This is a genomic window from Streptomyces sp. BK239 (assembly GCF_004217285.1).
Classification (GTDB): domain Bacteria; phylum Actinomycetota; class Actinomycetes; order Streptomycetales; family Streptomycetaceae; genus Streptomyces.
In genome coordinates, this window is the sequence record NZ_SHKS01000001.1 from 923,832 (window position 1) to 942,928 (window position 19,097).

19 protein-coding genes are annotated in these 19,097 nt (G+C 72.5%); 14 read left to right on the forward strand and 5 right to left on the reverse strand.

Translation table 11 applies throughout. The annotated features are described in order from the left end of the window. Positions 1-95 precede the first annotated feature (95 nt). Both EV567_RS04010 and EV567_RS04015 read right to left on the reverse strand, forming a co-directional pair. Positions 96-377 carry an Lrp/AsnC family transcriptional regulator gene (locus EV567_RS04010; protein ID WP_130437162.1) on the reverse strand — a complete coding sequence of 94 codons (282 nt, stop codon included), beginning with the start codon at positions 375-377 and terminating at the stop codon, positions 96-98. Continuing rightward, complete coding sequence (locus EV567_RS04015; RefSeq protein ID WP_130437163.1) at positions 374-1,108, reverse strand: rhomboid family intramembrane serine protease; 735 nt, start codon at positions 1,106-1,108, stop codon at positions 374-376. The genes EV567_RS04010 and EV567_RS04015 overlap by 4 nt, the downstream gene beginning before the upstream one ends. A gap of 181 nt (positions 1,109-1,289) precedes the next feature. Between EV567_RS04015 and EV567_RS04020 the strand changes: the two genes are divergently transcribed. The 7 genes from EV567_RS04020 to EV567_RS04050 all read left to right on the forward strand — a co-directional run bounded on the left by EV567_RS04020 (position 1,290) and on the right by EV567_RS04050 (position 9,487). Then, positions 1,290-1,529, forward strand: a complete 240-nt coding sequence (locus EV567_RS04020; RefSeq protein ID WP_130437164.1) for a hypothetical protein — start codon at positions 1,290-1,292, stop codon at positions 1,527-1,529. A gap of 36 nt (positions 1,530-1,565) precedes the next feature. Then, positions 1,566-2,909 carry an NYN domain-containing protein gene (locus EV567_RS04025; RefSeq protein ID WP_130437165.1) on the forward strand — a complete coding sequence of 448 codons (1,344 nt, stop codon included), beginning with the start codon at positions 1,566-1,568 and terminating at the stop codon, positions 2,907-2,909. 210 nt (positions 2,910-3,119) lie between these two features. Then, positions 3,120-4,154: an NlpC/P60 family protein gene (locus EV567_RS04030; protein ID WP_130437166.1), complete on the forward strand. Its 1,035-nt coding sequence runs from the start codon at positions 3,120-3,122 to the stop codon at positions 4,152-4,154. 222 nt (positions 4,155-4,376) lie between these two features. Continuing rightward, on the forward strand, positions 4,377-5,387 hold the full coding sequence (locus EV567_RS04035) for an NlpC/P60 family protein (RefSeq protein ID WP_130437167.1): 1,011 nt from the start codon (positions 4,377-4,379) through the stop codon (positions 5,385-5,387). 47 nt (positions 5,388-5,434) lie between these two features. Beyond that, complete coding sequence (locus EV567_RS04040) at positions 5,435-6,625, forward strand: hypothetical protein (RefSeq protein ID WP_130437168.1); 1,191 nt, start codon at positions 5,435-5,437, stop codon at positions 6,623-6,625. A 31-nt stretch (positions 6,626-6,656) separates the two neighbouring features. Continuing rightward, entirely contained in the window at positions 6,657-7,799 is a 1,143-nt protein-coding gene (locus tag EV567_RS04045; RefSeq protein WP_130437169.1) for a glycosyltransferase family 4 protein, read from the forward strand. Between the two features lie 101 nt (positions 7,800-7,900). Beyond that, complete coding sequence (locus EV567_RS04050; RefSeq protein ID WP_130437170.1) at positions 7,901-9,487, forward strand: GMC oxidoreductase; 1,587 nt, start codon at positions 7,901-7,903, stop codon at positions 9,485-9,487. A 51-nt stretch (positions 9,488-9,538) separates the two neighbouring features. Here the strand turns inward: EV567_RS04050 and EV567_RS04055 are convergent, their stop codons facing one another. Then, a complete protein-coding gene (locus EV567_RS04055; RefSeq protein ID WP_130437171.1) occupies positions 9,539-11,335 on the reverse strand; it encodes a long-chain fatty acid--CoA ligase in 1,797 nt (598 codons plus the stop codon). Positions 11,336-11,646: 311 nt separating this feature from the next. Between EV567_RS04055 and EV567_RS04060 the strand changes: the two genes are divergently transcribed. The 6 genes from EV567_RS04060 to EV567_RS04085 all read left to right on the forward strand — a co-directional run bounded on the left by EV567_RS04060 (position 11,647) and on the right by EV567_RS04085 (position 16,647). Beyond that, entirely contained in the window at positions 11,647-12,444 is a 798-nt protein-coding gene (locus EV567_RS04060; protein WP_130437172.1) for a metallophosphoesterase, read from the forward strand. 93 nt (positions 12,445-12,537) lie between these two features. Continuing rightward, complete coding sequence (locus EV567_RS04065; RefSeq protein ID WP_130437173.1) at positions 12,538-12,978, forward strand: SRPBCC family protein; 441 nt, start codon at positions 12,538-12,540, stop codon at positions 12,976-12,978. 103 nt (positions 12,979-13,081) lie between these two features. Beyond that, the gene (locus tag EV567_RS04070) at positions 13,082-14,248 is read left to right on the forward strand and encodes an ArsA family ATPase (protein WP_130437174.1); all 1,167 of its coding nucleotides are present in this window, start codon (positions 13,082-13,084) and stop codon (positions 14,246-14,248) included. Positions 14,249-14,304: 56 nt separating this feature from the next. Continuing rightward, positions 14,305-14,811, forward strand: coding sequence for a DUF5304 domain-containing protein (locus EV567_RS04075; RefSeq protein WP_130437175.1), 507 nt, complete (start codon positions 14,305-14,307; stop codon positions 14,809-14,811). A gap of 53 nt (positions 14,812-14,864) precedes the next feature. After that, the gene (locus tag EV567_RS04080) at positions 14,865-15,818 is read left to right on the forward strand and encodes an ROK family glucokinase (RefSeq protein WP_130437176.1); all 954 of its coding nucleotides are present in this window, start codon (positions 14,865-14,867) and stop codon (positions 15,816-15,818) included. Between the two features lie 82 nt (positions 15,819-15,900). After that, the gene (locus EV567_RS04085) at positions 15,901-16,647 is read left to right on the forward strand and encodes an endonuclease/exonuclease/phosphatase family protein (RefSeq protein ID WP_130437177.1); all 747 of its coding nucleotides are present in this window, start codon (positions 15,901-15,903) and stop codon (positions 16,645-16,647) included. A 50-nt stretch (positions 16,648-16,697) separates the two neighbouring features. On the opposite strand, the gene EV567_RS04090 is transcribed toward EV567_RS04085, so the two are convergent. Both EV567_RS04090 and EV567_RS04095 read right to left on the reverse strand, forming a co-directional pair. Continuing rightward, positions 16,698-17,393 (reverse strand): hypothetical protein, encoded by a 696-nt coding sequence (locus EV567_RS04090; protein WP_130437178.1) that lies wholly within the window; start codon positions 17,391-17,393, stop codon positions 16,698-16,700. Next, the gene (locus EV567_RS04095; protein WP_130437179.1) at positions 17,386-18,165 is read right to left on the reverse strand and encodes a carboxylesterase; all 780 of its coding nucleotides are present in this window, start codon (positions 18,163-18,165) and stop codon (positions 17,386-17,388) included. The genes EV567_RS04090 and EV567_RS04095 overlap by 8 nt, the downstream gene beginning before the upstream one ends. A 146-nt stretch (positions 18,166-18,311) precedes the next feature. Between EV567_RS04095 and EV567_RS04100 the strand changes: the two genes are divergently transcribed. Next, positions 18,312-19,082: a 1-acyl-sn-glycerol-3-phosphate acyltransferase gene (locus EV567_RS04100; protein ID WP_130437180.1), complete on the forward strand. Its 771-nt coding sequence runs from the start codon at positions 18,312-18,314 to the stop codon at positions 19,080-19,082. Positions 19,083-19,097 lie beyond the last annotated feature (15 nt).

Consider the following 19,097-nt stretch of genomic DNA (forward strand, 5'->3'; position numbering starts at 1 on the left):
GTCAGGGGCGACACGCCCTGGGGCGCGGGGAACTGCGCGGCCGGCCGCCGCCGACCGCGCACGATCCACGCCCCGCAGACGCCCGGGCGAACGCCCTAGGAGTCCAGCCCGATGGCGAAAGCCGCCTCGAGGTCGTGCTGGGAATACGTGCGGAAAGCTACATGCGTATCCGTCCCGAGAACGCCGGGGATCTTGCTGATCCGCCCCGGGATCACCTCGGCGAGGTCGTCGTGCCGGCGCACCCGCACCATGGCGATCAGGTCGTACGTCCCGGTCACGGAGAACACCTCGCTCACGGACTCCAGCGAGGCGATCGACTCCGCGATCTCGGGAATCCGGTCCACGCTGGTCTTGATGAGGACGATCGCGGTGATCACGGCTGGTTCTCTCCCTCGGGGGACGGAGTGGGGGCGGGTTTCACTCTAGTGGGCACGTTGAACCGGGCCCACGCGTAGCCGAAGCCCAGGCCGAACCCCATCAGGTGCGCCAGGTACGCCACCCCGGGCCCCGGCCCGGCCCGGCCCGCCGCCAGCCACTGCAGCGCCGCCCAGAAGGGCAGCACCACCCACGCGGGGAACCGCAGCGGCAGGAAGAACAGGAACGGCAGGAGACTGGTCACCCGCGCCCGGGGGAACAGGTACAGGAACCCGCCGAGGATCGCCGAGATCGCCCCGGACGCCCCCACCAGGGGCTGTCCGGAGCCGGCGTTGGCGGCGGCGTAGCCCGACAGGGCCAGGTAGCCGCAGCCGAGGAAGAAGAGCGAGAACTGCACGCGGCCCATCCGGTGCTCGGTCATCGCCCCGAAGACGTAGAGGAAGAGCATGTTGCCCAGCAGGTGCACCCAGGTCCCGTGGACGAACAGGGCGGTGGCCGGGGTGAGGAGGGCGCGCGGGGAGCCGTCGAACAGGTCGGCCGGGATCACGCCCCAGCGGCGGAAGTAGGCCCGCTGCGCGGCCGCGAGCTCCTCGCCGGAGCCGTACCCGGGACTGAGGCCGGAGGCGGGGCTGATCGCGAAGAGCACACAGCACAGCGCGATCGTTGTGTACGTCACCGGTGCGGCGGGGTGCCGGATCGCCCGGTCCAGAGCCCCGTTCCAGTCGCTGATCATGGACACAGAGCATGACGTAACGGGACGCACACCCCCGTACCGCCTCGCCGCCGTGGACGGATGGGCGGCGAGTACCCGCCAGGCCGTAGGGTTACGAGCCACACGCACAGGGTGCCCGCCGGGCGTCCGGTGGGTGCCCGACCAGCGGAAGACCGACACTAGAAGGAAGCGGACAGCCACGATGACGGTTCCCCTGCCGACCGCCACGACGCGGTGGCGCTGCACGCTGTGCGGCAATCTCACCCGGTTCGACGTGACGCGCTCGTCGAAGGTCGTCGAGTACGTGCACCTCGATCTGGCGGGTGAGTCGAACGTCGAGGAGCGCGAGGTGGTCAGTGAGACCATCGAGTCGGTGCGGTGCCGTTGGTGCAACGCCGTGGACCAGGTGGAACTCGTCGACAGGCCGGGCGCCGGCTCCTGAGGGAGCAGGGCCCGCACAGCTAGTGGGGTGTGACGGATGGTGGAGAGCGCAGGCGGGGGGCCGGGCGACGGCGCCGCTGAGGTGCTCGACCGTCCGCTGCCCGACGGTGTGCGCCGCCGGGTCGTGCAGATCGTCTCGGACGGCTTCGGCGGGCTGACCGTCGGTGAACTGCCCGCCCAGTTGCGGCAGTACGCCCGGTTCGCCCCGAACCGCCGGGCCAAGTTCGCGGGCAACGCCATGGCGGCCGCGCTGGAGACGGACACGCTGTTCCGGCAGCGCATCGCCGAGAAGTTCAGAGAGGCGCAGCCGGAACTCGCCGGCGCCCTCGACTCCGGCTCGCCGCCCCCGGCCGCGGATCCGCTCGATGTGGCGGCCGCGGCCTACGTACTGCGGCCCGTCGACTGGGTGAAGCTGGTCACGGCGGCCGGCGAGGAGGCGCAGCGCGCGGACGCCGAGCGGGCCGACGAGGAGAGCCGGGCGGAGCTGGAGCGGCTGCGGGAGGAACTCGCGCAGGCCCGTGAGCACACCCGGGCCGAGACCGAGCGGCTGCGCGTAGAGCTGGACGTGGTGAAGAAGGAAGCGGAATCGCTTCAGCGCAAGCTGCGTTCGGCCCTCAGCGACGTCAAGCGGGGTGAGGCGGCGCTGCGCAAGGCGCAGGAACAGGCCGAGGCCCAGCGGGCCGAGGGGCAGGCGCAGGTGTCCGCCGCGGAGAGCGAGTCACGGCGGCTGAAGGCCCGGCTCGGGGAGGCGGAGGCCGCCCTGGAGGCCGCGCGGCGGGCGGCGCGCGAGGGCCGCAGCGTCGAGGACATGCGGGTGCGGCTGCTGCTGGACACCGTGCTGGACGCGGCCCAAGGGCTGCGCAGGGAATTGGCGTTGCCGCCGGTGTCGGTCCGTCCGGCGCAGACCGTGGACGCGGTCGAACCGGGGCGGATGACCCCGAAGGACATCGCCGCTCGCGCCCTGTCGGAGAACGACCCGGCGATCCTCGACCAGTTGCTCGCTCTGCCGCAGGCCCATCTCGTGGTCGACGGCTACAACGTCACCAAGACCGGTTATCCGCAGATGCCGTTGGAGAAGCAGCGGCTGCGCCTGCTCGGCCAGCTCTCGCAACTCGCCGCGCAGACCGGCGCCGAGGTCACCTGTGTCTTCGACGGGGCCGAACTGGCCGCGCCGGTGCTGCTGGCGCCGCCGCGGGGGGTGCGGGTGCTGTTCTCCAAGCCGGGCGTCACCGCCGACGAGCTCATCCGCCAGCTGGTGCGCGCCGAGCCGCCGGGCCGGCCGGTCATCGTCGCCTCGACCGACCGCGAGGTGGCCGACGGGGTCGCCAAGGCGGGGGCGCGGCCTGTCGCTTCTGCGGTACTCCTGAAGCGACTGACCTGAAGGTCAACGTAAAGGTTTAATGCCCGAATTGGCGCAATCGTCACGCAACGTAGCGTCAACCGGGCATCACCGCATGTGGATTGAGGTCAAAAAATGCGGTGTGTAACCGAGATTTTTTGGCCCAGGATTTGAAGTGATCACGGGGAGGTCACTAGGGTCTGCCTTCGAACCTCCACACGAGTGATCACTCACAAGAAGGAGTCGTCCTCCGTGGCGTCCCACCGTCGACCCAAGCAGCCGAGCCGCGCACGCGTCACCGTGCTGACCACCGCCGCCGCTGCCGCTGTGGCCCTGAGCTCGCAGGCGGCCAACGCCGCGCCCAGCGAGAAGCCGACCAAGGACGAGGTCAAGGCCAAGGTCGACGCGCTCTACGAGCAGGCCGAACAGGCCACGGAGAAGTTCAACGGGGCCAAGGAGAAGCAGGAGAAGCTCCAGAAGGAGATCTCCACCATCCAGGACAACGTGGCCCGCGGCCAGGACGAGCTCAACGGGCTCCGCGACAGCATAGGTCTCGCCGCGGCGGCCCAGTACCGCACCGGCTCCATCGACTCCTCCCTCCAGCTCTTCCTGTCGTCCGACCCGGACGACTACCTGGACAAGGCCTCCGCGGCCGACCAGCTCAGCGCCCAGCAGGTCGAGGCGCTGAAGAAGATCCAGGACAAGCAGCGCGAACTCGCCCAGGACCGCGCCGAGGCGTCCGAGAAGCTCAAGGACCTCGCCACCACGCGGACCGAACTGGGCAAGAAGAAGAAGGAAGTCCAGTCCAAGCTGGCCGAGGCGCAGAAGCTGCTCAACACGCTCTCCGCCAAGGAGAAGGCCGCGCTCGCCGCCGCCGACGCCCGCGCCAGCCGTGACGCCGGCGACCGCGTCGACCTCGGCAACACCGCCCCCGCCTCGGGCCGCGCCATGGCCGCCTTCCAGGCCGCGCAGAGCAAGATCGGCTCGCCTTACGTCTACGGCGCCACCGGCCCGTCCTCCTTCGACTGCTCGGGCCTGACCTCCTGGGCCTTCGCCCAGGCCGGCGTCAAGATCCCGCGCATCTCGCAGGACCAGGCCAACGCGGGCACCCGGATCTACTCCCAGTCCGACCTCAAGGTCGGCGACCTGGTCATCTTCTACGGCGACCAGCACCACGTCGGCTTCTACGCGGGCAACGGCCAGGTGCTGCACGCCCCGCGCACCGGCACCGTCGTGCGCTACGAGTCGATCGGCAACATGCCGTTCCAGTTCGGCGTCCGGATCTGAGCGGACCAGCCGACCGGTCGGCCGCCGCCATCAAGATCACGACACCATGCCGCCCGAACGGGCGAATCGCCACGACGTGAACTGACCCCGCACCCCGCCCATGACCTGCGTCATAGGCGGGGTGTCACGTTGTGTGCCCGCGGAGGTCTTTGGTGGGCCCCCGGTGGCGGGGCTACTGTCTGGCCCGTTCCTCGTCCGCCAGTGGAAGGAGCGCGGCTTCCCGTGGGGTCCCATCGCCGCCTTGCACCGTCCGGGTTCGACCGGGGCGCCCTCGGCGTCCTGTCCGTCGCGACCGCAGCCTTCGGCGCCCTCGCCGCCGTACCGGCCCCCGCCGCACCGCTCGACGACACCCGCGCCGAGGTCGACCGCCTCTACACGCAGGCGGAGAAGGCCACCGAGGCCTTCAACGAGGCGGCGGAGCGCACCGGGACGCTGCGCCGCCAGGTCGGCGAGTCGCAGGACCGGGTCGCCCGTCAGCAGGCGCGCGTCAACGACCTGCGTGAGCGGCTCGGCGCGTTCGCGGGCGCCCAGTACCGCTCCGGGGGCCTCGACCCGGCCCTGGCGCTGCTGTTCTCCGACGATCCGGCCGACTACCTCGACCGGGCCCTGGCCCTCGACCGGATCACCCTCCACCAGGCGAGCCAACTCAAGGACCTCCAGGGCGCGTTGCGTGAACTCGCCCAGGAACGCGCCGAGGCCGTGCGCAGGCTCGGTGAACTGGACGAGAGCCGCAGGGCGGTCGCCGCGCACAAGCGGAGCGTCGAGCAGAAGCTCGCCAGGGCACGGCAGTTGCTGAACTCCCTGCCGTCCGCGGAGCGCGCCGCGTACGACAGGGCCTCCCGGTCCGGCCGCGGCCACCTGTCCGGCCCCGGCGGCGCGGCGGCCTCGGGCCGCGCGGCCGCCGCCCTGGCCGCCGCCCGCTCCGCGCTCGGCAAACCGTACGTGTGGGGCGCCAACGGCCCCACCGGATTCGACTGTTCGGGCCTCGTGCAGTGGTCCTACGCGCAGGCCGGCCTCTCCCTCCCGCGCACCTCGCAGGCCCAGGCGCACGCCGGCCACCGCGTCCCCCTCTCCCAGGCCCGCCCCGGCGACATCGTCACCTACCGCTCCGACGCCAGCCACGTCGGCATGTACGTCGGCGACGGCCAGGTCATCCACGCCCCGTACCCGGGCGCCCCGGTCCGCTACGACCCGGTCGGGATGATGCCGGTGTCCTCGGTCACGCGACCCTGAAGCTCCGTGCGGCCGGGGGCCCTGTCGGGCCCCCGTACGATCGGGGGATGGCCGGGCAGAGGCGAATCCGCGGGGTGCGAACCGTCACCGCCCTGCTGCTCGCCCTCCTCGTGGGCTGCGGCGGGGCGCACCCGCCGGCGGACACCGCGCAGGACGCCGCGCAGCGCCTGCTCGACCGCCGCGCGGCGGCCGTCCTGGCCCACGACGCCGACGCCTACGCGGCCACCGGCGAGCGCGCCGGGTACGCCCGCCTGCGGTCCCTGCCGCTGGCCGCCTGGTCCTACCGGGTCACCTCGGCCCGCCGTGACGGCGACTCCCTCACCGCCGAGGCCGAGCTCAGCTACCGCGTCGACGGCTACGACCGGGCCCCGGTGACCGCCGCCCGCACCCTGCGCCTGGCCCGCACCGCCGCCGGGACCTGGGCGGTGGCCTCGGAGCGGCCCGCGCCGAAGGCCGGCGCACAGCTGTGGGACCAGGGCGCCGTGACCGTCGCCCGGGGCGCGCACAGCCTGGTCCTCGGAGTCGGCCGCACCGGCGGGCAGCTGCGGGCCTTCGCCGACCTGGCCGACCGCGCGGTCCCGGCGGTCTCGGCGGCCTGGGGCGAGGACTGGGCGCGGCACGTCGTCGTCCTCGTGCCGGGTTCGCTGAACGGCATGGCGGCGCTGCTCGGCTCGCCGGCCGCCTCCTACCGGGGGATCGCCGCCGTCACCACGGGCGAGACCGGTGGCGCGTCCCGGGCCCCCGCGGACCGGATCATCGTCAACCCCGACGCCTACGGCGTCCTCGGCCCCGTGGGCCGGCAGGTCGTGCTCACCCACGAGACCGCGCACGTCGCCACCCGGGCCCACACCGGCCCGTCGACCCCGCTGTGGTTGTCCGAGGGGTACGCGGACTGGGTCGGCTACCGCGGCACCGGCCGCACCCCGTCCCAGGTGGCCCCCGAACTGCAGAAGGCGGTCACCGAGGGCCGCACCCCGACGGCCCTGCCCGCCGACGAGGACTTCGCCTTCACCGGCGACGCGACCCGGCTGGCCCGTGCCTACGAGTCCGGCTGGCTGGCCTGCCGCCTGATCGCCGCCCACTGGGGCGAGGCCCGCCTCGACGCCTTCTACCGCGCCGTCGGAGCCCACCCCCGGCGCACGGACGCACTGGAACACGCGATGAAGTCCACCCTGAGCACCACCCCCGAGGCCTTCACCACGACCTGGCGAACCTACGCGGAGGAGCAGCTCGGCTGAACCGGCCGGCGGTTGGATAGGGTCGGCGGCGATGGACAAGACCCTGATCGTGACGAACGACTTTCCGCCCCGGCCGGGGGGGATCCAGGCGTTCCTGCACAACATGGCGCTCCGTCTCGACCCCGAGCGGATCGTCGTCTACGCGTCCACCTGGAAGCGGGGCCGGGAGGGCGTCGAGGCGACGGCCGCCTTCGACGCCGAGCAGCCCTTCACCGTCGTCCGCGACGCGACGACGATGCTCCTGCCCACGCCCGCCGCGACCCGGAGGGCCGTCGGGCTGCTGCGGGAGCACGGGTGCACCTCGGTGTGGTTCGGGGCGGCCGCGCCGCTCGGGCTGATGGCTCCCGCGCTGCGTCGGGCCGGGGCGCGCCGGCTGGTCGCCACCACGCACGGCCACGAGGCCGGCTGGGCCCAGCTGCCGGCCGCGCGACAGCTGCTCGGGCGGATCGGGGACACCACCGACACGATCACCTACCTGGGGGAGTACACGCGCTCGCGGATCGCGACCGCGCTGAGCGCCGGCGCCGCCGCACGCATGGTGCAGCTGCCGCCGGGCGTCGACGAGAAGACCTTCCACCCGGGCTCCGGCGGCGACGAGGTGCGGGCGCGCCTCGGCCTCACCGACCGGCCGGTCGTCGTCTGCGTCTCCCGTCTCGTCCCGCGCAAGGGACAGGACACGCTGATCCGGGCGCTGCCCCGGATCCTGGCCGCCGAGCCCGAGACGGTGCTGCTGATCGTCGGCGGCGGGCCGTACGAGAAGGACCTGCGCCGGCTGGCGCACGAGCGGGGCGTCGCCGGCTCGGTGCGCTTCACCGGTTCGGTGCCCTGGTCGGAGCTGCCCGCGCACTACGGCGCCGGCGACGTCTTCGCCATGCCGTGCCGCACCCGCCGCGGCGGACTCGACGTGGAGGGCCTCGGCATCGTCTACCTGGAGGCGTCCGCGACCGGGCTGCCCGTGGTCGCCGGCGACTCCGGCGGCGCGCCCGACGCCGTCCTCGACGGGGAGACCGGCTGGGTCGTCCGCGGCGACTCCCCCGAGGACACCGCCGACCGGATCGTCCCTCTCCTCGCCGACGAGGAGCTGCGCCGCAGCATGGGCGAGCGCGGCCGGCGGTGGGTGGAGGAGAAGTGGCGCTGGGACCTGCTGGCGGATCGGCTGAAAGACCTGTTGTAGAACCGGCGCGACCTCTGGCGGTATGCGAAGAAACCGCCCATGCTGCGCACATGACACCAAAACTGATCCAACGTCAGCTGACGAGACGTCAAATCCTTGGAATGGCCGCCCTTCAGACGGCGGCCACCCTCGGATTCACCCGCATAGGCCTCGCCTCCGCCCACTCCGCCGAGCCCGACGCGGTCGACTCCGCGCCAGCCATCGTGGTCGGCTCCGGCTACGGCGCCGCCGTGGCCGCGCTCCGTCTCGGCCAGGCCGGCATCCGCACCCTCGTCCTGGAGATGGGCCGCCTGTGGAACACCGCCGGCCCCGACGGCAAGGTCTTCTGCTCCACCACCGCCCCCGACCAGCGCTCCATGTGGTTCCGCACCCGCACCGAGGCCCCGCTCGCCAGCTTCCTCTGGCTGGACGTCGTCAACAAGGACATCAGCTCCTACCCCGGCGTCCTGGACCGCGTGCACTTCGCGAACATGTCGGTGTATGTCGGCCGCGGCGTCGGCGGGGGCTCGCTCGTCAACGGCGGGATGGCGGTCACCCCGCTACGGTCCTACTTCGCCGAGCAGTTCCCGACGGTCGACGTCAACGAGATGTACAGCACCTACTTCCCGCGCGCCCGTTCGATGCTCGGCGTCAACTCGGTCGACCCCGCCTGGTTCGAGTCCACCGACTGGTACCGGTTCACCCGGGTCTCCCGCAAGCACGCCCAGAACGCCGGCCTGAAGACCGCCTTCGTGCCCAACGTCTACGACTTCGGCTACATGCGGCGCGAGGCGGACGGCACGGCCACGAAGTCGGCGCTCGGCGGCGAGGTCATCTACGGCAACAACCAGGGCAAGCGCAGCCTCGACAAGACGTACATCGCCGCCGCGCTCGGCACCGGCAACGTCACCGTGCACACCCTGGAGAAGGTCCGCGCGGTCAGCCGCGCCGCCGACGGGACGTACGTCCTCACCGCCGACCGCATCGACGTGACCGGGAAGGTCGTGGAGACCAAGCAGTACGGCTGCACCTACCTCTTCCTCGGCGGCGGCAGCGTCGGCACCAGCGAACTCCTCGTGCGCGCACGGGAGACGGGCACGCTGCCCGCGCTCGACGCGAGCGTCGGGGCCGGCTGGGGAACCAACGGCAACGTGATGCTGGGGCGGGCCAACCACCTGTGGGACACCGTCGGCGCCAACCAGTCGACCATGCCGGTCATGGGCATCGACGACTGGGCCAACACCGCCAACCCCGTCTTCGCGGAGATCGCCCCGCTGCCCACGGGCCTGGAGCACTGGGTCAGCCTCTACCTGGCGATCACCAAGAACCCCGAGCGCGCCGCGTTCATGTACGACAGCACCTCGGGCGGTGTGAAACTGGGCTGGTCGGCGGCGCAGAGCGCCGTCTCGGTCGGCATGGCGAAGAAGCTGTTCGACCGGATCAACTCGGCGAACTCCACCATCTACCGCTACGACCTGTTCGGCTCACCGAGCAAGGTCTTCGCCGACGACTTCACCTACCACCCCCTGGGCGGCTGCGTGCTGGGGAAGGCGACCGACGACTACGGCCGGGTGAAGGGGTATTCGAAGCTCTACGTCACCGACGGCTCGCTCGTGCCCGGGTCGATCGGGGTGAACCCGTTCGTCACCATCACCGCGCTCGCCGAACGCACGATGGCGCGGGTCCTCGCTGAGGACACCGCGCCATGACCCGCACACCGAGCGCCCGATGACACTCCGTCAGGAGGGCTGAGAGGGGCTCTACTTGCCGTAGATCGCCTCGATCTCCGCCGCGTAGTCCTTCGCCACGACGTTGCGCTTGAGCTTCAGCGACGGCGTGAGGTGGCCCGAGTCCTCCGTGAACTGGGAGGAGAGAATGCGGAACTTCCGCACCGATTCCGCCTTCGACACCGCGGCGTTGCCGTCGTCGATCGCCGTCTGGACCGCGGCCAGCAGGTCCGCGTCCTCGCACAGCGACGCCGCGGTGGACCCGGCCGGCTTGCCGTGGTCGGCGGCCCAGCGGTCCAGGAACTCCTCGTCGAGGGTGACCAGCGCGCCCACGAACGGCCGCCCGTCGCCCACCACCATGCACTCCGCGATCAGCGCGTGCGCCCGGATGCGGTCCTCGATCACGGCCGGGGCGACGTTCTTGCCGCCCGCGGTGACGATGATCTCCTTCTTGCGGCCCGTGATGCTGAGGTAGCCGTCCTCGTCCAGGGTGCCGATGTCACCGGTGTGGAACCAGCCGTCGGCCAGCGCCTCCGCCGTCGCCCCGGGGTTGTTCCAGTACTCCTTGAACAGGTGCTCGCCGTGCAGCAGCACCTCGCCGTCGTCCGCGATGCGCACCACCGAGCCCGGCAGCGGCTGCCCGACCGTGCCGATCTTCTGCCGGTCCCAGGGGTTGAACGCGGTCGCCGCACACGACTCCGTCAGGCCGTAGCCCTCCAGGACGGTGAAGCCGATGCCGCGGAAGAAGTGGCCGAGACGCTCGCCCAGCGGCGCGCCCCCGGAGATCGCGTACTCGCCCCGGCCGCCCAGCACCGCGCGCAACTTGCCGTAGACCAGCCGGTCGAAGACCTTGTGCTTGATCCGCAGGCCGATCGACGGACCCGAGGGCAGGTCCAGCGCCCGGCTGTACGCGATCGCGGTGTCCGCCGCCTTGTCGAAGATCGCGCCCTTGCCGTCCGCCTGCGCCTTCGCCCGGGCCGAGTTGTAGACCTTCTCGAAGACGCGCGGCACGCCCAGGATCAACGTCGGCCGGAAGGAGGCCAGTTCGTCGGTGAGGTTCTTGATGTCCGGGACGGTGCCCAGCTTGATCGGCGCCATCATCGGGGCGATCTGCACCAGTCGGCCGAAGACGTGCGCGAGGGGGAGGAAGAGCAGCACGCTGCACTCGCCGGTGCGGAACAGCGGCCGCAGCCGCTCCACGATGTTGCCGCACTCGGCGAAGAAGCTGCGGTGGCTCAGGACACAGCCCTTGGGGCGCCCGGTCGTGCCCGAGGTGTAGACGATGGTGGCCGGATCGTCGGCCTTGGCGAGCGAGCTGCGCTCCTCGACCGCCGCGTCGGAGACGTCCCTGCCGAGCTGCCCGAGCTCCTCCACGCCCCCCTTCTCGATCTGCCACACGTGCTTGAGGGCGGGCAGCGTGTCCCGCACCGACTCCACGGCGGCGGCGTGCGCGTCCAGCTCCACCACGACCGCGGTGGCGCCCGAGTCGGAGAGGATCCAGCCCACCTGCTCCGGCGAGCTGGTCTCGTACACCGGCACGGTGACCGCGCCCGCGCACCAGATGGCGAAGTCGAGCAGCGTCCACTCGTAGCGGGTGCGCGACATCAGGCCGACCCGGTCGCCCGGCTGGACGCCGGCGGCGATGAGGCCCTTCGCCGCGGCGTGCACCTCGGCCAGGAACGCCGTGGCCGACACGTCCTGCCAGACGCCGCCCGCCTTGCGGGCGATGACGGCGACGTCAGGGTGCTGCGCGGCGTTTCTGCGGACGATGTCGGTCAGATTGCCGTCCGCGGGGACCTCGTACAAAGCCGGAAGGCTGAACTCGCGCAAGACTGCTGCTCCTCATAGGGCGCCGGCGCCACGACGTTGTGCGATGCGACGGTGCGGTCCAAGGCTCGGGCGGTGCACAGGTCCGCCGACGGGCCGGGACCCGTTGGCCGAAACCTGAGCACGACTGGACTGCCCGGACGTTACCCGCCGGTATGGCTTCTTTGACAGGGGGGCCCGGCGAGATGTTCGCTGCGTCACACAGATTGGTGTTTCCTCGCGCACAGTAGTCCACCGCTTTACTAACTGGCCAGTAACCGGTATTTCGGTCGCCACTGTTCACAGGTGTGCCGCGCCTTCTACCCTTGATCGCCATGGCACCCACACCGTCCGGCAGCGGCAGGACACGCATCCACGTGGTCAGCGACGTGCACGGCAACGCGCGCGACCTGGCCCGCGCGGGGGAGGGCGCGGACGCCCTGATCTGCCTCGGCGACCTGGTGCTCTTCCTGGACTACGCCGACCACTCCCGCGGGATCTTCCCCGACCTCTTCGGCGTCGAGAACGCCGACCGGCTCGTCGAACTGCGCACCGCCCGCCGCTTCGAGGAGGCGCGGGAGCTCGGGGCGCGGCTGTGGGCGGGCGTCGGCGAGGACCGGGCCGCGGTGATCGAACGAGGGGTGCGCAAGCAGTACGCCGAGATGTTCGCGGCGTTCCCCACCCCGACGTACGCGACCTACGGCAACGTCGACATCCCGCGGCTGTGGCCCGAGTTCGCCGGTGAGGGGACGACGGTGCTGGACGGGCAGCGGGTGGAGATCGGCGGCTGGGTCTTCGGCTTCGTGGGCGGAGGCCTGAGGACGCCCATGCGCACGCCGTACGAGATCGGCGACGAGGAGTACGCGGCGAAGATCGAGGCCGTCGGCGAGGTCGACGTGCTGTGCACGCACATCCCGCCGGAGGTGCCCGACCTCGTCTACGACACCGTCGCGCGCCGCTTCGAGCGGGGCAGCCGGGCGCTGCTGGACGCGATCCGCAGAACCCGCCCCCGGTACTCCCTCTTCGGCCACGTCCACCAGCCGCTGGCGCGCCGGATGCGGATCGGGCCCACCGAGTGCGTCAACGTGGGGCACTTCGCCGGCGCCGGAAAGCCGTGGGCGCTGGAGTTCTGACGGGGCGGTACGAGGGTGGGGTGACAACGGCGCGGCGCACGCGCGGTAGCCTTCACGCTGCACACACGGACCGCGTCTGGAGGAGCCGGGGCGATGGCGGAGCACACCAGTTCGAGCATCACGATCGAGGCGGCGCCGGCCGAGGTCATGGGAGTGATCGCCGACTTCGCCCGCTACCCCGAGTGGACCGGCGAGGTGAAGGAGGCCGAGGTCCTCGCCTCCGACGCGCAGGGGCGCGCAGAGCAGGTCCGTCTCGTCATGGACGCGGGCGCGATCAAGGACGACCAGGTCCTCGCGTACACCTGGACCGGCGAGCACGAGGTGTCGTGGACGCTGGTGAAGTCCCAGATGCTGCGCTCCCTCGACGGCTCGTACCTGCTCAAGCCGGCCGGCGCGGGGGCGACCGAGGTGACGTACGTCCTCACCGTGGACGTCAAGATCCCCATGCTCGGGATGATCAAGCGCAAGGCCGAGAAGGTCATCATCGACCGGGCCCTGGCCGGCCTGAAGAAGCGGGTCGAGTCCGGCAAGTAGCGGGCCTCCCCGGCCGCTTCGGCCCACCGGGCCGATCCGGCCGACCCCGCCCGGTTCGCCGGGCGCCTGGGAGGAAGCTGATCGTCCGTTACCGTTCAGCCTCATGCGCACCCTCCTGATCACCGGCCCGGGCGGCAGCGGACGCACCACCGTCGCCGCCGCCACCGCGCTGAAGGCGGCCGGCCGCGGCGCCAGGGTTCTCGTCCTGAGCGCCGACCGCGCCGACACCCTGGGCGCCGCCCTCGGCGTGCCGACAGGAGCCGCGCCGACCCGGATCACGCCCCACCTCACCGCCTGGCGCCCCGACGCGGCCGCCGGCTTCCGTGACGACCTCGCCGCCTTCCAGGACCGCGCCTCCACCGTCCTCGACCTGCTCGGCGCCTCCCGCCTCGACCCGGAGGAGGTCACCCCCCTCCCCGGCGCCGAGGAGCTCACCCTCCTGCGCGCCCTGCGCGACGCCGCCCTCGCCGAGACCCACGACCTTCTCGTCGTCGACCTCCCGCCCACCCCGGAGGCCCTCGCGCTCCTCGCCCTCCCGGAGGAACTGCGCCGCTACCTCCGCCGCCTGCTCCCCCCGGAACGCCAGGCGGCCCGCGCCCTGCGCCCCGTCCTCGGCCGCCTCGCCGGTGTCCCCATGCCCGCCGAGTGGCTGTACGAGACGACCGCCGGCTGGGACCTGGAACTGGCCGCCGTCCAGGCCGTCCTCGCCGACCGCGCCACCGCCGTACGCCTGGTCGCCGAGCCCGGACCGGCCGGCGAGGACGCTGTGCGCGACGCCCGCATCGGGCTCGCCCTGCGCGCACTGCCCGTCGAGTCCCTCGTCGCCAACCGCGTCCTGCCCGAGGAGGCGGCCGACGGCGGCGGCCCCCTCGCCCGGCTCGTCTCCCAGCAGCGCAAGACCCTCGTGGACTGGGGCGAGGCCCGCCCCGTCGCCCACCTCGGCCACGACCCTCGCGGCGAGGACGACCTCACCGCGCTCGCCGTCCCCGACGTCAACGCGGGCGTCCCCCCGGTCGAGTGGCCCGTCGCCGACCGGGTCGCACAGGACGGCGTGCTCGTCTGGCACATCCCCCTGCCCGGCGCCATACGCGACGATCTCGACCTCGTCCGGCGCGGCGACGAACTCGTCGTCACCGTCGGCCCGTTCCGCCGGATCGTGCCGCTGCCGTCCGCGCTGCGCCGCTGCACCGTCGACGGGGCCGCCCTGCGCGACGGCGAACTGCGCGTCCGGTTCGCGCCGGATCCAGGGCTGTGGCCGCCGGCACGGTGAACGGCATACCGCCGTTCGGGTAACGTCGTAGGGACGAACCGTAGTCAGGAGCCGTCATGAGCGAAGAGCGCCCCACAGGCGACGCCGGCGACGAGGGCTCGGGACGGACGCGCGCCACCGACGCCGACGCCTGGGCCACCGCCTGCGCCGAGGACCTCGCCGAGGAACGGGCCCGCCGCAGGGCCCAGCACGGCCCGCCGCCCGGCTCGGCCGCCGAGGAGCTGCGCAAGCTCGTCGAATCGGTCGCCGACCGGCTCTCCGGGCTCCAGTCCCCGCTGCTCGGCGCGGTCGCCGGACCCGCCGCCCAGCAGGTCGTGCGCCAGGTCGTCCAGCAGGCCAAGGCCGCGGTCGAACCCGTCATCGAGCGCAACCCGGACGTCTTCGACCACCTCGCCGCGGCCGGCGGCGAACTGCTCGCCGCCTACCGCTCCGCCGTCCAGCACCAGGAGCAGCGCTGGACGGCCCGGACGAGCGACCCGAGCCGCCCCTTCGACGGCCCCGACGGCCCCCGCGGCGACGGCGGCGACGACCCCGGCCCGACCCAGCGCATCGACCTGGACTGACCCCACTCGGGTACGGTTGGCCGTAGCGGGGCTCGACCGAAACTGAGGGATTCATGGGACTCACCATCGGCGTCGACATCGGCGGCACGAAGATCGCGGCCGGCGTGGTCGACGAGGAAGGCAACATCCTCTCGACCTTCAAGGTGCCGACCCCCTCCACGCCGGAGGCCATCGTGGACGCCATCGCCTCGGCGGTGGAGGGCGCGCGCGCCGGCCACGAGATCGTCGGCGTGGGCATCGGAGCGGCCGGCTACGTCAACCGGCAGCGCTCCACCGTCTACTTCGCCCCCAACATCGACTGGCGCAACGAACCGCTGAAGGACAAGGTCGAAGCACGCGTCGGCCTCCCGGTCGTCGTCGAGAACGACGCCAACGCGGCCGCCTGGGGCGAGTACAAGTTCGGCGCGGGCAAGGGCCACCGCAACGTCATCTGCATCACGCTCGGCACCGGCCTCGGCGGCGGCATCATCATCGGCAACAAGCTGCGCCGCGGCCACTTCGGCGTGGCCGCCGAGTTCGGTCACATCCGCATGGTGCCCGACGGCCTGCTGTGCGGCTGCGGCTCACAGGGCTGCTGGGAGCAGTACGCCTCCGGCCGCGCCCTCGTGCGGTACGCCAAGCAGCGCGCCAACGCCACCCCCGAGCGCGCCGATGTCCTGCTCGGCCTCGGCGACGGAACGCCCGACGGCATCGAGGGCAAGCACATCTCCATGGCCGCCCGCCAGGGCGACCCGGTCGCCGTCGACTCCTACCGCGAGCTGGCCCGCTGGGCCGGCGCCGGTCTCGCCGACCTCGCCTCCCTCTTCGACCCGTCCGCGTTCATCGTCGGCGGCGGCCTCTCCGACGAGGGCGACCTGGTCCTGGACCCGATCCGCAAGTCGTACCGGCGCTGGCTGGTCGGCGGCAACTGGCGTCCGGTCGCCGACGTGATCGCGGCCCGGCTCGGCAACGAGGCGGGCCTGGTCGGCGCCGCGGACCTGGCCCGCGAACCCGACCCGGTCATGTAGCGAACCCCGCCGCGGGAAGGGGCGCGGGGCGTGCGGACGCGCACGCCTCGCGCCCTCGCTCATCGGGCGTAGATTGTCCTGTATGACGCAGCTCCCCAACTCGCGCACGGAGCCCGACGGTTCGCCCATCATCCGCGTCCTCTCCTACAACATCCGCTCGATGAGGGACGACACCGACGCCCTCGCCCGCGTCATCACCGCCTGCGCCCCCGACCTGGTCCTCGTCCAGGAAAGCCCGATCTTCTTCCGCTGGCGCAAGCAGCTGGCCCGCCTGGCCTCGGCCACCGATCTGGTGATCCTCACCGGCGGCGGCACGGCCGCGGGCCCCGCCGTGCTCTGCTCGCTGCGGGCCACCGTCGAGCACACCGAGGACGTGCTGCTGCCCCGCACCCCCGGCCGTCACCGCCGGGGCTTCGCCACCGCCGTGGTCCGCTTCGCGGGCGCCCGGCTCGGCGTCCTCGGCTGCCACCTGAGCCTGCACGCCGGCGAGCGGTACGAGCAGGGCGGGATGCTCCTCGACCGGCTCGCCGGAATGGGCGTGGAGCACGCCGTCGCGGGCGGCGACCTCAACGAGCGGCCCGGCGGCCCCACGTTCCGGCGTCTGGCCGGCGCCCTGCTCGACTGCCGGGCCACCGCCCCCTGGGGCGCCGAGCTCACCTTCCCCGCGGCCGCCCCCGACCGCCGTATCGACGCCGTCTTCGCGACGAAGGGGATCGAGGTGCTCGGCTGCGGGGTGCCCCTCGGACTGCCCGGGATCAGCGAGGCCGACCTGCGGGCCGCCACGGACCACCTCCCGGTCCTGGCGGCGCTCCGCGTGCCCGCCGCATGACGCCAGAACCTCTCAGGGCTTGACGGCCGCCCCGTTCTGCGGCCGCCCGGTCAGACGACCGCGCCCCGCCCGGGGTCGCCGTCGTCCTCGTCGTCGCCCGGGTTCATCCGCATGACCAGCGTCGCGAAGCCGCCCAGGAAGCCGCCGACGCAGACCGTCGTCAGCCACCACGTCATCTCCCAGCCCAGCAGCACCGCCAGCAGGAGCAGCACCGGGCCGCCGAGCACGCCGAGCCAGGCGAACCTGGCCGTGGTGTCCGCGGTCGGCAGGGGCGGCGGCTCGGGCGGCACGAAGTGGCCCTCGTCGCCCTCGTCGAAGTCCGCGTCGGAGGGCTCGGACAGCGAGTAGTCGCGCGGGCCGACGCCGGGCGCGAAGGAGATGGAGCTGCCCAGCGGCTTGGCCGGCCCGTCCCCGGCGCCCTCACCGGAGCCGGCGGCGGGAGGACCGGGGTCCGCGCCCTTGTGCGGGCCCGCGCCCGCCTCCGGGGGCGCGCCGGGGTCGGTGACGGGCGCGCCGGGGTCGGCGACGGAGACCGGCCCCGCCTTGGGGCCCGCACCGGCCCCCGCACCCGACCCGTCGTCGTTGGGCTCCGCCTCCAGCAGCGCCAGATCCTCGATCGGCTTGAACGGCTTCGCGCCCGGCGGGTCCGCCGGCTCCTCGCCGTAGCCCGCGACGATCGCCGCCCACGCGGCCTCCTCGTCGAAGGGCACGTCCTGCTCCCCGCGGTCGGAGTCGTGCTCAGCCACCTGCCGTCGTCCCTTCCTTGCCGACACTGGGTGCGAGCCGGCCGATGAACGCGAGACTCTCGTCGAGGATCCGGTCCGCGTCGTGGTCCAACGTCGCCACGTGACAACTCTGTTCCAACAGGACCTCCGTCACGTCCCTCGACGACACCCGGCCCAGGATCCGGAGCGCGTCGACGGCCGGCACCACGTGGTCGCGCGCGCTGCGCAGGAGCAGCAGCGGCTGTGTGACCTGCGGCAGTTCGCCGTCGAGCCGCCGCAGGAAGGTCCGCAGGGAGTGCGCGGCGCGCAGCGGCACCCGGTGGTAACCGGTCTCCTCGACGCCCTCTTTCGCGATGTCGCTCACGATCCCCTTCGTCGTCCGCACCAGGTGCCGGGCCACCGGCAGGGCGTACGCGGACAGACCGTGCACCCGGTTCGCCGGGTTGACGACGATCACGCCCTCCACGCCCTCGCCGTGCTTGGCCGCGAGGCGCAGCGCCAGCGCGCCGCCCATGGACAGTCCGGCCACGAACACGCGCGTGCAGCTCTCGCGCAGGATGCGCAGCTCGCGGTCCACCGCCGCGTACCAGTCGGGCCAGCCGGTGAGGACCATGTCCTCCCAGCGTGTCCCGTGTCCCGGCAGCAGCGGCAGCGAGACGGTCAGACCGTGCCCGGCGAGCTGCCGCGCCCAGGGGCGCAGCGACTGCGGGGAACCGGTGAAGCCGTGGCAGAGGAGGACCCCGACCTCCCCGCCGGCATGGCGGTACGGCTCGGCTCCAGGAAGGACCGGCACCTTCGGTCTCCTGTCTTCTGTCTTCGTGTGAGGTTCACCGTACGCGACCGCACTGACACCGACCAGGGCCGTCGGACCCTTCTCGGCCGCTCCGGGTTAAGGTCTGATCTACACACACAGGAGGCACTCGGTTGTTGTACGGCGCGATGAAGGTTTCCGTCGGGGGGCCGCTGAAGGTGGTCTTCAGGCCCTGGGTGGAGGGCCTGGAGAACGTTCCCGCCGAGGGCCCCGCGATCCTGGCGAGCAACCACCTCTCCTTCTCGGACTCGTTCTTCCTGCCCGCCGTCCTGGACCGCAAGGTCACCTTCATCGCCAAGGCCGAGTACTTCACGACGCCCGGGCTGAAGGGCCGGCTGACGGCGGCCTTCTTCAAGGGCGTGGGCCAGCTCCCCGTGGACCGCTCCGGCGCGAGGGGCGCGGGCGAGGCGGCGATCAAGAGCGGGATAGAGGTCCTGGAGCGCGGTGAGCTGTTCGGGATCTACCCGGAGGGCACCCGGTCGCCCGACGGCCGCCTCTACCGGGGCAAGCCCGGCGGCCTCGCGCGCGTGGCGCTCGCCACCGGCGCGCCCGTCATCCCGGTGGCCATGATCGACACGGAGAAGATCCAGCCGCCCGGCAAGGTGATGCCGAAGGTGATGCGGCCCGGCATCCGCATCGGCGAACCGCTGGACTTCAGCCGTTACCACGGCATGGACCACGACCGCTTCGTGCTGCGCGCGGTGACGGACGAGGTCATGTACGAGATCATGAAGCTCTCCGGACAGGAGTACGTCGACATCTACGCGACGGCCGCCAAGCGGCAGATCGCGGAGGCGGCGAAGGCCGAGAAGGAGGCGGGCAAGGCCGCGAAGGCGGCCCTGGCCCGCGCGGAGAAGGAACAGGCGGAGAAGGAAAAGGCGGAGCGGTCCGGGCCCTAGAGGGGGCCGGGCCGG

What these genes read in the sequence shown, in the direction of transcription:
- EV567_RS04065 (WP_130437173.1), top strand. Translation starts at nt 12,538, where the DNA reads ATGGCGGAGCACACCAGTTCGAGCATCACGATCGAGGCGGCGCCGGCC.
- EV567_RS04015 (WP_130437163.1), bottom strand. Translation starts at nt 1,108, where the DNA reads ATGATCAGCGACTGGAACGGGGCTCTGGACCGGGCGATCCGGCACCCC.
- EV567_RS04070 (WP_130437174.1), top strand. Translation starts at nt 13,082, where the DNA reads ATGCGCACCCTCCTGATCACCGGCCCGGGCGGCAGCGGACGCACCACC.
- EV567_RS04100 (WP_130437180.1), top strand. Translation starts at nt 18,312, where the DNA reads ATGAAGGTTTCCGTCGGGGGGCCGCTGAAGGTGGTCTTCAGGCCCTGG.
- EV567_RS04050 (WP_130437170.1), top strand. Translation starts at nt 7,901, where the DNA reads ATGGCCGCCCTTCAGACGGCGGCCACCCTCGGATTCACCCGCATAGGC.
- EV567_RS04040 (WP_130437168.1), top strand. Translation starts at nt 5,435, where the DNA reads ATGGCCGGGCAGAGGCGAATCCGCGGGGTGCGAACCGTCACCGCCCTG.
- EV567_RS04060 (WP_130437172.1), top strand. Translation starts at nt 11,647, where the DNA reads ATGGCACCCACACCGTCCGGCAGCGGCAGGACACGCATCCACGTGGTC.
- EV567_RS04045 (WP_130437169.1), top strand. Translation starts at nt 6,657, where the DNA reads ATGGACAAGACCCTGATCGTGACGAACGACTTTCCGCCCCGGCCGGGG.
- EV567_RS04075 (WP_130437175.1), top strand. Translation starts at nt 14,305, where the DNA reads ATGAGCGAAGAGCGCCCCACAGGCGACGCCGGCGACGAGGGCTCGGGA.
- EV567_RS04085 (WP_130437177.1), top strand. Translation starts at nt 15,901, where the DNA reads ATGACGCAGCTCCCCAACTCGCGCACGGAGCCCGACGGTTCGCCCATC.
- EV567_RS04080 (WP_130437176.1), top strand. Translation starts at nt 14,865, where the DNA reads ATGGGACTCACCATCGGCGTCGACATCGGCGGCACGAAGATCGCGGCC.
- EV567_RS04020 (WP_130437164.1), top strand. Translation starts at nt 1,290, where the DNA reads ATGACGGTTCCCCTGCCGACCGCCACGACGCGGTGGCGCTGCACGCTG.
- EV567_RS04025 (WP_130437165.1), top strand. Translation starts at nt 1,566, where the DNA reads ATGGTGGAGAGCGCAGGCGGGGGGCCGGGCGACGGCGCCGCTGAGGTG.